Source organism: Stenotrophomonas sp. YJH_SMC_14-1 (assembly GCF_059372275.1).
On sequence record NZ_JCAFVK010000004.1, the window covers coordinates 43,572 to 56,615 of the forward strand.

Annotated in this window: 12 protein-coding genes; 10 read left to right on the forward strand and 2 right to left on the reverse strand. The window is 66.6% G+C overall.

Annotated elements, in window-relative coordinates; translation table 11 throughout:
* Nucleotides 1–25 precede the first annotated feature (25 nt).
* A complete protein-coding gene (lolA, locus tag AC5P9P_RS11820; protein WP_024958744.1) occupies nucleotides 26–664 on the forward strand; it encodes an outer membrane lipoprotein periplasmic chaperone LolA in 639 nt (212 codons plus the stop codon).
* Nucleotides 665–975: 311 nt separating this feature from the next.
* Here the strand turns inward: lolA and AC5P9P_RS11825 are convergent, their stop codons facing one another.
* The gene (locus AC5P9P_RS11825) at nucleotides 976–2,148 is read right to left on the reverse strand and encodes a hypothetical protein (RefSeq protein WP_495232788.1); all 1,173 of its coding nucleotides are present in this window, start codon (nucleotides 2,146–2,148) and stop codon (nucleotides 976–978) included.
* A 319-nt stretch (nucleotides 2,149–2,467) separates the two neighbouring features.
* Here AC5P9P_RS11825 and AC5P9P_RS11830 point away from each other — a divergent pair, with 319 nt between their 5' ends.
* The 3 genes from AC5P9P_RS11830 to AC5P9P_RS11840 all read left to right on the forward strand — a co-directional run bounded on the left by AC5P9P_RS11830 (nucleotide 2,468) and on the right by AC5P9P_RS11840 (nucleotide 5,668).
* A complete protein-coding gene (locus tag AC5P9P_RS11830) occupies nucleotides 2,468–3,745 on the forward strand; it encodes a replication-associated recombination protein A (RefSeq protein ID WP_258391696.1) in 1,278 nt (425 codons plus the stop codon).
* A gap of 180 nt (nucleotides 3,746–3,925) precedes the next feature.
* Complete coding sequence (locus tag AC5P9P_RS11835) at nucleotides 3,926–5,194, forward strand: hypothetical protein (RefSeq protein WP_495232789.1); 1,269 nt, start codon at nucleotides 3,926–3,928, stop codon at nucleotides 5,192–5,194.
* Between the two features lie 84 nt (nucleotides 5,195–5,278).
* Nucleotides 5,279–5,668: a DUF805 domain-containing protein gene (locus AC5P9P_RS11840; protein ID WP_049452898.1), complete on the forward strand. Its 390-nt coding sequence runs from the start codon at nucleotides 5,279–5,281 to the stop codon at nucleotides 5,666–5,668.
* Nucleotides 5,669–5,741: 73 nt separating this feature from the next.
* Here AC5P9P_RS11840 and AC5P9P_RS11845 read toward each other — a convergent pair whose 3' ends face one another.
* Nucleotides 5,742–6,116 (reverse strand): hypothetical protein, encoded by a 375-nt coding sequence (locus AC5P9P_RS11845; RefSeq protein WP_033834965.1) that lies wholly within the window; start codon nucleotides 6,114–6,116, stop codon nucleotides 5,742–5,744.
* A 280-nt stretch (nucleotides 6,117–6,396) separates the two neighbouring features.
* Here AC5P9P_RS11845 and AC5P9P_RS11850 point away from each other — a divergent pair, with 280 nt between their 5' ends.
* The 6 genes from AC5P9P_RS11850 (at nucleotide 6,397) to AC5P9P_RS11875 (ending at nucleotide 12,637) form a co-directional block, all read left to right on the forward strand.
* Entirely contained in the window at nucleotides 6,397–7,425 is a 1,029-nt protein-coding gene (locus tag AC5P9P_RS11850) for an alpha/beta hydrolase (RefSeq protein WP_049402993.1), read from the forward strand.
* A gap of 122 nt (nucleotides 7,426–7,547) precedes the next feature.
* Nucleotides 7,548–8,924 (forward strand): YncE family protein, encoded by a 1,377-nt coding sequence (locus AC5P9P_RS11855; protein ID WP_164133382.1) that lies wholly within the window; start codon nucleotides 7,548–7,550, stop codon nucleotides 8,922–8,924.
* 51 nt (nucleotides 8,925–8,975) lie between these two features.
* Nucleotides 8,976–10,025: a heme/hemin ABC transporter substrate-binding protein gene (locus AC5P9P_RS11860; RefSeq protein ID WP_495232790.1), complete on the forward strand. Its 1,050-nt coding sequence runs from the start codon at nucleotides 8,976–8,978 to the stop codon at nucleotides 10,023–10,025.
* Nucleotides 10,022–11,065: a FecCD family ABC transporter permease gene (locus AC5P9P_RS11865; RefSeq protein ID WP_012480148.1), complete on the forward strand. Its 1,044-nt coding sequence runs from the start codon at nucleotides 10,022–10,024 to the stop codon at nucleotides 11,063–11,065. The genes AC5P9P_RS11860 and AC5P9P_RS11865 overlap by 4 nt, the downstream gene beginning before the upstream one ends.
* The gene (locus AC5P9P_RS11870) at nucleotides 11,062–11,823 is read left to right on the forward strand and encodes a heme ABC transporter ATP-binding protein (protein WP_087803521.1); all 762 of its coding nucleotides are present in this window, start codon (nucleotides 11,062–11,064) and stop codon (nucleotides 11,821–11,823) included. Before AC5P9P_RS11865 ends, AC5P9P_RS11870 begins: the two co-directional genes overlap by 4 nt.
* A 64-nt stretch (nucleotides 11,824–11,887) precedes the next feature.
* Complete coding sequence (locus AC5P9P_RS11875) at nucleotides 11,888–12,637, forward strand: hypothetical protein (protein ID WP_495232791.1); 750 nt, start codon at nucleotides 11,888–11,890, stop codon at nucleotides 12,635–12,637.
* The last annotated feature ends 407 nt before the right edge of the window (nucleotides 12,638–13,044 follow it).

Consider the following 13,044-nt stretch of genomic DNA (forward strand, 5'->3'; position numbering starts at 1 on the left):
GCGCCCGCGCCCACAGGATTCCCGCATGAACTTCCGCTTCCGTCGTTTCCTTGCCACCACCACCCTGGCCGTGGCCTGCGCCGCCGCCGGCAGCGCCTGGGCTGGCGCCCGCGATGACCTGAAGACTTTCACCAGTGGCCTGAAGGGCCTGGACGGACAGTTCAGCCAGCAGGTGTTCGACAGCCGCGGCAAGGTGAAGGAATCGACCAGCGGCCGTGTGGCGCTGTCGGCGCCGCGCCTGTTCCGTTGGGAATACGTGCGCCCGCACGAGCAGTTGATCGTGGCTGACGGCAGGAAGGTCTGGATGTACGAGCCGGACCTGGAGCAGGCCACCGTGCGCGAGCAGGGCAAGGAAGAACAGAACAGCCCGCTGACCGCACTGATCAACCCGGCGCTGCTGGAGCAGCAGTACGACGTCAGTGAAGAGGCCGCACAGCGCGACGGCCTGCAGTGGCTGTCGCTTTCGCCGAAGCGCGAGACCGAAGCCAGCTTCCAGTACGCCGCGTTGGGCTTCAACGCCCAGGGCTTGGCCAAGATGGAAATCACCGACGCGGTCGGCCAACGCACCGTGATCAGCTTCAGCGGCTGGAAGCGCAACCCGGGCTTCGCCGCCGGCACCTTCAGCTTTACGCCGCCCAAGGGCACCGACGTTATCGGTAATTGATCTCTGGGCGGAAACGCCTTGGTGGGTGTCAACCTTGGTTGACATGCCTTTGATCTGCCGGCCAGCGGCCGGCACTACCGATCCTGTGGCCTGATCTGCCGGGCATGGCCTGGCCCTGCCTGCTCTGGTGGGTGCCAACCGGGACCGCCTTGGTGGGTGTCAACCTTGGTTGACATGTTTTGATCTGCCGGCCAGCGGCCGGCACTACCGACCCTTGCGGCCTGATCCGTCGGGCAGGGTTCGGCGCTGCCGCAATCCGACCTGACCCGCTCTGGTGGGTGCCAACCTTGGTTGGCAAGCGCTCGGCCAGCTCATCCGTTGTCCGGGTGAACGATCACCTGCCACGCGGTGCCATCAAATCGAACCAGGTCCCAGGGCGTCAGCACCCACAGCACGCTACCGACGGAACTGATATCAACAATCGTTGCATCTCTCAGTTCTTCGGGGATGCCTTCCAGCAACGGTTCAACTACGCCGGTTTCTAGACTGTAGACGTAGAGGCCGCCATTCTCAGAGCCGATGTAAACCTGTTGCTTGTACTGGCACACAGAGTTGAAGTTGATGCCTTCGCCGACCTCGTGTTGGAGGCACTCGAATCCAGTGGAGATGTCGCCCGTAACGATGGTGCCGTCCATGCCTACAAGGACGAGGCGGCCCTGGTCGGTCCTGCAAGCATGAAGCAGCTCGGCAGTAGTGACTTGTTCGGGCACGGTCCAGCTCGAGCCATCCCAGTGCGCAATCAAGCCTTGGGAGCCGATTGCGTAGAGGTCAGCAAAGCCCGTTCCGCAGAGGTCGTTCACGCTGCCCACGCGGAACTCAGCGAGTAGCTGGTTGAATCGCTCATCCTCCCGGACATGGGTCATGTGGGCGCGCCAATCGGCGAATCTCCGGCGAAGCTCTGCGTCGCGTTCCATCGGATCTCGAGGAAGTGCGGGAGCATCGCCCAGTTCGAGCAGGTGGCCGAAATCGTCGAGCCAACTGTCGAAGTCATCCAGATCCGACTCGTCTTCGTCCTCCTCGCAGAAGGCAGTCGCGAATTGGGTTGGAAGCTGCCGCCATCCGCCGTCGCCCCGATGATAGATCTGTCCTCTTGGGCCCGCGCAGAAAAGGGCGTCGCCCAGCAGTCGCAAACGGGTAAGACCTCCGGGGAAGTCGGCGCCTTCCGCCGAGACGTACTCGATCGTGGCCCCAGCACGGGAGTAATCTTCCAGCTGCCCATAGAAATCAAGGGCAAGCACACGACGGGGGCGACCGCCTTCTTCCTCTGGGACAAACTCTGTGGACATCACCTGGAAGTCCGGCAGGTCATGGTAGAACCACTCCTCTTTGGGGGTGCGGCCAAAGACGAACATGCGGGTGGGTGGGCCGGGATCCGGGTCGTAGTATTCATGCCCAGGGCCTAGGGCGGCAGCCAGATAGTAGATGTCCGCATCGACCGCGCAGCCAGCAATGAACTCAAGGACATTGGATTCGGGATCTCGCACGCTTGGGTCCTGAAGGGTTGAGTTCCAAATTCTCGGTTACTGATGAGGACGCACGGACCCCGGGAAAGAGCGCTCTATGTTAATCAGTGGCTTACCGGTGGATTGGCTGCGGCGGCTTCGGCTCATTTCCGACACATTGAGGGGCTGCCGGCCAGCGGCCGGCACTACCAGACATCGCGTCCCGCCGCCGGGCACGGCCCGGCGCTACCGTTGGGCGGCGCGGTACAATGGCCGGGTGGCAAGACATCGTTCAACTTCCTTCCCTGGTCCCGATCTGCTGAGCGTCGATCGGGAACACCTGCGCCCGCTGGCCGAGCGCATGCGGCCGCGCACTCTCGACGAAATGGTTGGGCAGAAGCGCCTGCTGGCGCCGGACAGCGCGCTGCGTCGCGCGGTTGAATCCGGTCGCGTGCATTCAATGATCCTGTGGGGGCCGCCGGGCTGCGGCAAGACCACGCTGGCGCTGCTGCTGGCCGAGTACGCCGATGCGGAATTCCGTGCCATCTCTGCCGTGCTGTCCGGGCTGCCGGAGGTGCGCCAGGTGCTGGCCGAAGCCGCGCAACGCTTCGCGGAGGGCCGGCGCACCGTGCTGTTCGTGGATGAGGTGCATCGCTTCAACAAGGCGCAGCAGGACGCCTTCCTGCCGCACATCGAGCGCGGCACGATCCTGTTCGTCGGTGCCACCACCGAGAATCCGTCGTTCGAGCTGAACTCGGCGCTGCTGTCGCGTTGCCGCGTGCATGTGCTGGAAGGCGTTTCGCCGACCGACATCGTCGAGGCGCTGCAGCGCGCACTGGGCGACCGCGAGCGCGGCCTGGGCGAAGAGGGCATCGAGGTCGCCCCCGAGCTGCTGCTGGAAATCGCTACCGCCGCCGACGGCGACGTGCGCCGTGCGCTGACCCTGTTGGAGATCGCCGCCGAGCTGGCGGGCGGGGAGGGGGGGCGTATCACCCCGCAGACCCTGACCCAGGTGCTGGCCGACCGCACCCGTCGCTTCGACAAGGGCGGCGAGCAGTTCTACGACCAGATCTCGGCGCTGCACAAGTCCGTGCGCAGCTCCAACCCCGATGCGGCGCTGTACTGGCTGACCCGCATGCTCGATGGTGGCTGCGATCCGTCCTATCTGGCACGGCGGCTGACCCGCATGGCCATCGAGGACATCGGCCTGGCCGATCCACGCGCGCAGAGCATGGCGCTGGAGGCCTGGGACATCTACGAGCGGCTGGGCAGCCCGGAGGGCGAACTGGCCTTCGCCCAGCTGGTGCTCTATCTGGCCAGCACGGCCAAGTCGAATGCCGGCTATGCGGCCTTCAACCAGGCCAAGGCCGACGTGCGCGAGCGCGGCACCGAAGAAGTGCCGCTGCACCTGCGCAACGCGCCGACCAAGCTGATGAAGGAGCTGGGCTATGGCGCCGAGTACCAGTACGACCATGATGCCGAAGGCGGCATCGCACTGGACCAGACCGGCTTCCCGGATGCGATGGGCGAGCGCGTGTACTACAACCCGGTGCCGCGTGGGCTGGAAATCAAGCTGAAGGACAAGCTGGACCGGTTGCGTGCCGAGCGCGAGGCGGCGCGGGCGGCAAAGGGCAGGTAGCCCGCATTTTCGTACTTGTTGCATGGGCAGCGTGGACCCGGCGTGGGATAAGACATCCTTGTCTGTTTGCTGGAAGTCTTCATGCCGTTGCCGGGTTGCACGGGCCGATGCGGGTGCGGTCGGAAGGGGCGCAGCGTATGGAGCTGCACACCGGCCTGCCGTCTCCCGCGGTGGGCGTGGTTGCCGCTGTGGGCGCTGCTGCTGTTGGCCGGTAGTGCCACCGCCAGCGAAACCATTGCCGGCCGCTTTGCGCCGAAACTGGGCGAGGGCCGTCCGCGCGTGCAGTGGACCGAGATGAACCCCGCCAATCACAACGGGCCGTGTGGCGGAAGAGGCGGAGACGTGGGGGCCACGCCGGAGGCCTGCCGGGCGATGGGCATGGCGACGCGTTCGTTTGCGGCCGGTCCCAACTACCAGAGCCCGGGCGTGGTGATCGGCCGGCAGACCCTGGTGGCGGGCAGTACCGTGCTCAGCTCTCGCCCGCACATCGAGCTGGATACCGGTCCCCAGGGCGTATACCTGACCCGCGAGAACGGCGAGTGGTTCAGGATTGAGGTCGAGCTGATCGGCGCCGCGGTGAGGTACCAGGTGGCGGAGGGGCGCAATCCGCGTGCCCGTGCGAGCGACAGTGGGGGATGCCGTACTTCCGATGTGGGAAGCTTCGGTCACGCCGGGCCGCGCAGCTGGAGCAATCTGTATGTGCTTGCCAGCGCAACGGGGCCGGCGCTCTGCCTTCCGCAGCCGATCACCGGCATCGGCGGCGACTGGGATAACGTCGTGCCGGGAGATGAGATCGATGCAAGCGTCGAGCTGACCGCGTTGACGTTCCGCATGACTGCGCCTGGATTGGCTGGCGTGGGCAACGGCATCTATCGCGGCACGCGGCGCATCCAGGTCGGCCGTACCGGTGATATCGACGTGGGCGCGGACGGCGCGACGACACTCGAGGTGGAATTTGAAGTCGAGGTCGTCAACCAGGTGGTGGTCAGCTTCGGCGATGGCGCCGCCTCCGCGCAGGTCACCCTGGCCCCGCAGGGCGGCTGGCGTGCCAATCCGGCGCCCCAGCGCCTGTTGCAGGAGGTGCCGCTACGCTTTGGCAGCACGGCGCCGTTGTCGATCAGGCTGCGCTGCGGGCTGTATGCCGGCGAGCGCTGCGCGATCGCGCCGGCGGGCGCCGGGCCGGCACCGGTGCCCATCGACCTGAGCGTGAACCTGGCCGGCTACGCCCGGTATGAGGGTGGGCCGGTACACTACGCGCGTATCCCTGCCGAGGCCTCGTCAGGGCCGCCGCTGGTGGTCGAGCCTGATCGGTCGATCGGGGCGCAGCTGTCCCCGCATGCACGGTTGCGGGTGGAGACCGATGCCGAGGCCACCGCCGAGCTGTTGCGCCACCCCGGCACGCACTACCAGGGCAGCGTGACCGTCATCTTCGAGCCCTGGCAGCGTTGAGGCACTGCACGACGGCGCCGGGCCGTTGCCTGTTCGGGACGTGTTTGGCAGACTGCGCGGCTTCTCTTTTCAAGGATCGATGCCGTGCAGGAAATGATTCTGCCGTTGAAGCGCTACGCCCAGTTCGAGGGCCGTGCCAACCGCCGCGAGTACTGGATGTACCAGCTGTTCCTGTTCCTGGTCGCAACCGCGGTGATGCTGCTGGCTGGCGTGCTGGCGATCCTGCTGCGCAATAGCCCCGATGCACTGGCCGCCATCCTGATCGGCATGGTGGTACTGCTGTGTGTGATGTGGCTGGCCACGATCGTGCCGCTGATCGCTGTGACCGTACGCCGCCTGCATGACTGCAACCAGTCGGGCTGGCTGTTCCTGCTGGCGCTGGTGCCGGGCGGTGGCATTGTGATCATGATCTTCTCGCTGCTGCCGGGCACGCCGCAGGAGAACGTGTATGGTCCGGTGCCTTCGGGGCCGTGATCTTGCATGCGTCGAGCATGGCTCGACGCAATAGAGGCAAAGAAAAGAAGCCGGCGTTTCGCCGGCTTCGTCTTTACTTGATGGCGCAATCGCCGAAGGACAGGTAGTCCGTGCCCGAGCTGAACTGCAGCGTGCAGCTGGCGGTGAACACGGCGCCTTCTTCCAGCGCGCTGAGCTTGGCGGCCTGCTGCGCATCGTCAGTGGTCAGCCGGGCCAGGACATTGCCCTGGTCGTCGCCGGCCTCAATGAGCGGTTCGCCCGCCAGGTTGCTGGAGACGCCCAGCGCCACAGCACTGAAAGTCACCGTCTGGTTGAGTTCTTCCATGCTCAGTGTCGAGTTGCCGGCCTCTTCATAGGCCTGGTAGAGCGTTGGCAGGTCCTGCGCGGCCTGTGCGGCCAGCGGGGCGAGCAGGCCGAGGGTAAGGGCAATCAGTGCGGTGTGCTTCACGGGTTCTCACAATCATGGGATCCAATCCCATGGCGGTCATGGCGCGGATGAACGCGACCGGACCGACGGCAGACTGCCCGCCTTCCGTGGACGCGCTGTAAGCGGGGCGATCCAATGCCCCGGTGGCCGGCAAAATAGGGGAAATGCCGTGCCCAGCGCAACCGGTCGTCGCGCGCGTGATACACAGCGTGACGTTCGATCGTTGTGATAATCATTCGCGTTTAAGGTAGACTGCGGTCCCCTGTGAACCGGCGGCCCTGGGCCGCTTCTGCCGCCGCTGATGAAGCATTTCGTCCCGCCTTTGCGCCGTGGTCCGCTGGCCTGCGGCGTGGCCGCCTTGATGATGGGTCTGCTCCTGGCCACCCCGTACGCCCATGCACAGCAGCGCAATCCGCTGCAGAAGATCGGCCACACCGTGCTCGACGAGCCCGCGGCCAGCTATCGCTTCGAGCATTTCGTGGTGGACAGTCCCGACCAGCAACGCCGTTGGCGGGTGAACCTGGCGATCCCGGCCAAGGCCGGCAAGGCGCCATTGCCGGTGCTGTACGCGCTGGATGGCAATGCCGTGGCCATGGTGCTGGATCAGCCGCTGCTGGCCGAACTGGCCGCGCGCAAGGCACCGCCGGTGCTGGTGCTGATCGGCTACGACAATGACCTGCGCATCGATTCCAAGGCGCGCACCCGCGACTACACCGCGTGGATCGACCGCGCCGACGATGAGAGCGGTACGACCCAGGCGGTCGGCGGTGGTGCTGCGGCCTTCCTGGATGTGATCGAACGCCGCATCAAGCCGGAAGTCGAGCGTCGCGCACGCATCGATACGCAGCAGCAAGCGCTGTGGGGCCACTCGCTGGGTGGGTTGTTCGTGCTCAATGCGCTGTACACCCGTCCCGCCGCCTTCCAGTCCTACCTGGCGGCCAGCCCGTCGCTGTGGTGGAGCCAGGGCGCGGCGCTGGGTGATCCGGAACAGCAGTTCGTGCAGAACGTGCATGGCCAGCCGGCAAAGCTCTGGCTGATGCTGGGTGGCGCCGAGCGTGTTGGCGACCGTGGCAAGCGCGACCTGAGCAACCCACGGGTGGTCGCGCACCTGCGCCGCATCGGTGGTGCCACGCCGGATGCGGCGATGCAGTTGTCCGAGCGGCTGGCCAAGGTGCCGGGCCTGAGCGTGCAGTACCGCGAGTTCCCGGGGCTGGGACACGGCCCGATGCTGCCGGCCTCGTTCCACGCGGCGCTGCATGAACTGTACGGCGTGACCGACCGCAGCGCCGGTGACGGTGCCGCCACGGGTGGTGACAACGCCGCCGAGTGAATCCCTTCGCACGCGATGCCGTGCGACCCCACTACCCAGGCGAGGCTGCCGGCGTGCAGCGGCCCAGGCAACCGATGAATCCCGCGTCGCGTGGCGCGGTCTACGTGTGCAAGGAGCCTTCCATGTCGTTCCGTCCGTCTTTCCGTCTCACCTCCCTCGCCGCCGGCCTGTTGCTGGCGGTAACCGCCACCGCGCAGCCGGTGTTCGATCAGCCGGCCAACGCCACCTTCAAGGGTGAAGTTGTCTCACGCGGTGAGAACGTGGTTCCCGGCAGCACTGCCGACGTGGTCGGCCGCGGTTTCGTGCCGGGCCAGAAGGTCAGCCTGCTGCGTGGCGACAGCGTGCTCAACGCGCAGCCGCTGGTGGTCGACGCGGATGGCAACTTCAAGACCCAGTTGAGCATTCCGGCCGACGCGGTGCCGGGTACCCACCCGGTGGTGGTACGCGCCAGCCAGCCGGCTGCAGCCACCGTGCTGAAGCTGCGCGTCTCGCCGCAGCTGCCGCTGTCCGGCCAGGCGCAGTTCGCCACGCAGTCCAACAAGCTGGTGCCGGGCCTGTACCAGTCTGCCTACAGCGCCGCCAGCAACGCGGTGTTCGTGACCTCGGCCGTGGGCCGCCCGCCGGTGACCCGATCGCAGCTGCTGAAGCTGGACCCGAAGTCGCTGAAGGTGACCAAGGCGATCACCCCGGCGCAGGTGCCCGGCAGCACCAATGGTGCGGTGTACGCGGTTTACGGCGTCGGCGTGGATGACACCAACGGCAACGTCTGGGTCACCAACACGCGCCAGAATTCGATTGCGGTCTATCGCCAGAAGGACCTGTCGCTGGTTCATCAGTTCCCGGTCGATGCCGTGCCGCATGCGCGTGACGTGGTGGTCGACGGCACGCGCGGCAAGGTGTTCGCTTCTGCCACCGGCGAGGACCACCTGTCGGTGTTCGATGCGAAGACCTTCAAGGAACTGCCGCAGGTGACGCTGGAATCCGGCGTGGACGACGGCAAGTTCACCCCGATGAGCCTGGTGCTGGACGAGAAGGGCGGCAAGCTGTTCACCGTCAGCATCGGCACCCCGGAGGCGGCAGTGATCGATGTGGCCAGCGGCAAGGTCGAGAAGGTCATCGATCTGGGCAATTCGATCAGTGCCTCGGGCGTGGCCTTCGACGCCGCGCGCAACCGTCTGTACGTGGCCTCGCAGGGCACCGACAACCTGCTGATCGTTGATGTGGCCGCCGGCAAGGTGCTGCACGATGTGCCGGTCGGCGCCGGCGCGCTGAACGTCGCCTTCGATGATGCCTCCGGCCTGGCCTATGTCAGCAACCGTGGCGCTGGCACGGTCACCGTGGTGAACGGTGACGGCAAGGTGGTCGCCAATCTTGATGGCGGCACGCTGCCGAACCACGTCCGCGCCGATGGCAAGGGCAACGTGTTCGCGGTGAACAAGTCGCGCGGCGCTGAAGACCCGAAGGGTGACCGCATCACCCGCATCACCCCGAAGCAGTAAATCACAGGGCAGGGCGGCGTGCGTGTCGCCCTGCCAGCAAGGAGAATGTGCATGAACATTGCGTCCCGTCTGCGCCTGTGTGCGCTTCCGTTGGCTGTTTCGCTGGCGCTGGCTGCCTGTGGCGGCTCGTCGGCTCCCTCTGATGCCAATACGCCTGCCGAGGCGCCCGCAGCAACGGCGGCCGCTGCGGAAACCGCGCTGCCGGCAGGCTGGCAGCGCGTGGCAGGTGCCGAAATGCCGGCCGTGCGAGGCCAGAAGGCGGTGCTGCCGGCCAAGGTGCATTCCGACGATGGCGCTGAAATTGAAGTGGCCGATACCAGTCGCATCATCGCCGGTGGCGACGACGTCATCGCGGTGATCGAAGCACTGGGGCTGGGCAAGCAGGTCTTTGCCGCGCCGACCAACACCACCACCCAGGCTGGCCTGGCCGCGCCGCACCAGTTCCTGTTCAACCGAACCACTGGCGTGGAGGGCGTGCTGAGCCTGCAGGGCTCGCTGTTCCTCGGCAACAGCCTGCGCCGCCATATCGAACTGGCCAAGAAGCTGCGCGAAGTGGGCGAGCCGGCGGTGGTCATCGATGACCTGCAGCCGGCCCCGGACAAGGTGCGCAAGGTCGCCGCGGCACTAGGGCTGGCCGAGGCAGGGCAAACACTGGCCACGCAGGTGCAGCGCCAGCTCGACGAGGCTGCAGCGATTGGCAAGGGCCTGGGCCATGCGCCACGACTGATCCATGTGTCGGCCACCGGCGCCGGTGGCTCACCGACGGTTGCCGGTGCCGACAGCGCCTCGGCGCAGCTGATCGCGTTGGCTGGCGGTGTCAACATCGGCACCGAGGCGGGGGTGAAGAACTACTCGCAGCTGAGCAATGAAGGCGTGGTCGCCGCAGCACCGGAGGTGATCCTGGTGACCGAGCATGACCTGCAGCTGTTCGGCGGTGCCGAGGGCCTGTGGAAGGCGTACCCGACGCTGAAGCAGACCCCGGCTGGGCAGGCCAATCGGGTCTGGGTGATGCCGGACGTGCAGCTGAAGTACACCAGTGTCGGTTCCGGTGCTGGCGCGCTGGCGCTGGCCAAGGCCCTGGCGGCGTTGCCGAAGGCATGAGTCCGGCGGATCGGCGCCGCCGTCGCGGGCGGACGATGTTGCTGGTGGCGTTGCTGGCACTGCTGGGTGCGGTGCTGGCCTCGTTCGCTGTGGGCCCGTTGCGGCTGCCGCCGCTGGAGGTGATGCAGGCGTTGGCTGTGAAGCTGGGCCTGCTCGATCCGCAGGCGGTCAGCAGCCGCGACCTCGCCGTGGTCTGGCAGCTGCGTATTCCGCGTGCCTTGCTGGGTGCGATGGTGGGTGCGTCGCTGGCGATGGCCGGTGCCAGCCTGCAGGGCCTGTTCGGTAACCCGCTGGCCGATCCCGGCATCGTCGGTGTCAGCCAGGGTGCTGCGCTGGGGGCAGTGGCAGCCATTGTTCTCGGCGCTGCGGGCGCAGCCGGCTGGCTGGTGCCTGTGGCCGCGTTCGTCGGCGGTGCGCTGGCGATCGGCCTGACCTACGCGCTGGCGCGGCCCGGGAAAGGCAGTGGCAATGCCACGCTGCTGCTGGTCGGCATCGCGATGGCCGCGTTCTGCTCGGCGCTGATCGGTTTCCTCACCTACATCGCCAGCGAAAGCGAACTGCAGTCGCTGGTGTTCTGGCAGATGGGCTCGCTGGCGCGTGCCAACTGGGCCGATGTGGCGGCGGTGGTGCCCCTGTTTGCCATCGGCGTGTTCGCGTTGCAGCGGCTGGCTACGCCGCTGGACATGCTGGCGCTGGGCGAACGCCAGGCACAGCACCTCGGGCTGGATGTCACCCGCACGCGTCGCCGACTGGTGGCGTTCAGTGCGCTGCTGGTGGGTGCGGCGGTGGCATTTGCCGGTTCGATCAGCTTCGTTGGCCTGGTGGTGCCGCACGTGGCACGCCTGCTGGTCGGCCCCGGTCATCGCTGGTTGCTGCCGTTGTCCGGCCTGCTCGGTGCGCTGCTGATCGTGGTGGCCGACACCGCGGCACGCACGCTCGATCCGCCCGCGGAGATTCCGCTGGGCCTGTTCTCGGCCGCACTGGGTGCGCCGTTCTTCCTCTGGTTGGTGCTGCAGCAGCGCCGCAAGGCGGCGCCATGAGCGTGCTGTTGAAGCTGCATGAGGTGGTGGTGCGCCGCCAGCAGCGCGAGATCCTGCATGGCATCTCGCTCGCGTTCGAGCCGGGTACGGTGACCGCGCTGGTTGGCCCGAACGGCGCAGGCAAGTCCACCTTGCTGGCGGTAGCGGCCGGCGACCTGCGCGCCGATGCGGGCGAGGTGAGCCTGTTGGGCAAGCCGCTGGCCAGCTACAAGGCCGGGCCGCTGGCGCGCGAGCGCGCGGTAATGCCGCAGGAGCACGGCGTTCGTTTCGCCTTCAGCGTAGAGGAGGTGGTGGCGATGGGCCGGTTGCCACACCCGCCGGACCCGGTCACGGACGAAGCCCGGGTGGAAGCGGCCATCGATGCCGCCGAACTGCAGGCGCTGCGCCTGCGCGAGGTGCAGCAGCTGTCCGGTGGCGAGTCCGCCCGCACCACGTTCGCGCGCGTGCTGGCGCAGGACACGCCGTTGCTGCTGCTGGATGAGCCGACCGCCGCGCTGGATCTGCGCCATCAGGAGCGCACGCTGCGCAGTGTGCGCGCCTGTGCCGAAGCCGGTGCGTGCGTGATCGTGGTGCTGCACGACCTCAATCTTGCCGCCGGCTATGCCGACCGCATCGTGCTGCTGGAACAGGGCAGGGTGGCGGCCGACGGCACGCCGTTGCAGGTGCTGACCGAAGACAACCTGCAGCGCGTCTACCAGCAGGACGTGGTGGTGCTGGAGCACCCAAGGCGCGGGGTGCCGCTGGTGGTGGTGACCTGAGCGAGGGCCCGCCAGGTTGCTCCGGGTATCATGATTGCTTCGTTTTCTTCAATGGACTGATGCCATGTTCCGCACCGTTACCTGCAGCGTGCTGCTCGCCGCAATGATTGCTTCCGCTTGCGCTGCCAATGCGGCTTCGACCGCTCAGGTTTCGCTGACCGACGCGGCCGAGAACGCCTCGCTGATCGAGACCCGGCATTCCAGTAGCGACGGTGCCGCTGTGACGTCGATGAAGACGCAGTACTTCGCCAACGAGGAAATGTCGGTGAGCTGGGACGACCAGCAGGTGCTGGTGCTGTGCAGGGAGGCGGCGTACCTGAAGATTCCTGCGACCAAGCTCAAGGACGGTGCGTTGACCTCCGAACAGCGGCAGATGATCGTCTATCAGGCGCTGATGTCAGGCCTGGGGGCTGTCGCGGGCGTCATCGGGCCGGCAGGCGAGGTGGTGACCGTGGCCGATGACGGCAGCGAGACCCGCAGCGTTGGCGAAAGCAGCTGGGCGTATGGTGTTGAGCGATACGAGGTGATCACCCAGCGGCTGCCGGACGGTGCACTTCGGGTCCGGACCCGCAAGACGGAAACCGTGAATACCACGCCTCCGGCGGGCCCGGACGACATGTTCAGTACCGAGGACGACCAGGCGGCACGCCTGTCGGAACTGGCGCCGGTGGGCAGCTGGACCGAAGTAGTGGTGCGCGGTGGCGCGCGCCAGCCGCATGTAGATCCGGCGATGTCGCTGCAGGGCTGGATCTCGATGGGGGATGACCAGGCTGCGACGGTGGCCGAGGCGCGCAAGCTGCACGGCTGCAAGTGAGGGCCGCCAGGGGTCAGATCCCTTTGCCAAGGGCAAAGGGATCTGACCTCGATCTTTGTTGGCCTCATCGTTCTATTTATGTTTGCAATATTCACTTGCGCGCCAGATTGGCAGGTCTAGAATGCGCGCCATGAACCGGATGCCGCTCCTGACGTTTTTCACCCTGACCCGCGCAAGCGCGGAGCGGGCGTGTCTGCCTGGAGCCCCACGAGGCCGTTGAGACGGCCATCGCTGGACCTTCGACAGAGCGCCCTCCGGGGCGCTCTTTTCGTTTTTGTTTTTTGTGAGTCGACTAACAGTCGACTCTACCCAGTCGACGCTACCTACTCGACTCTACCCAGTACTGCGAAGGAGAACGTGCCATGCACCAGATCGCCGAGACCGAACGCTAGCCGCGCACCCTGTCG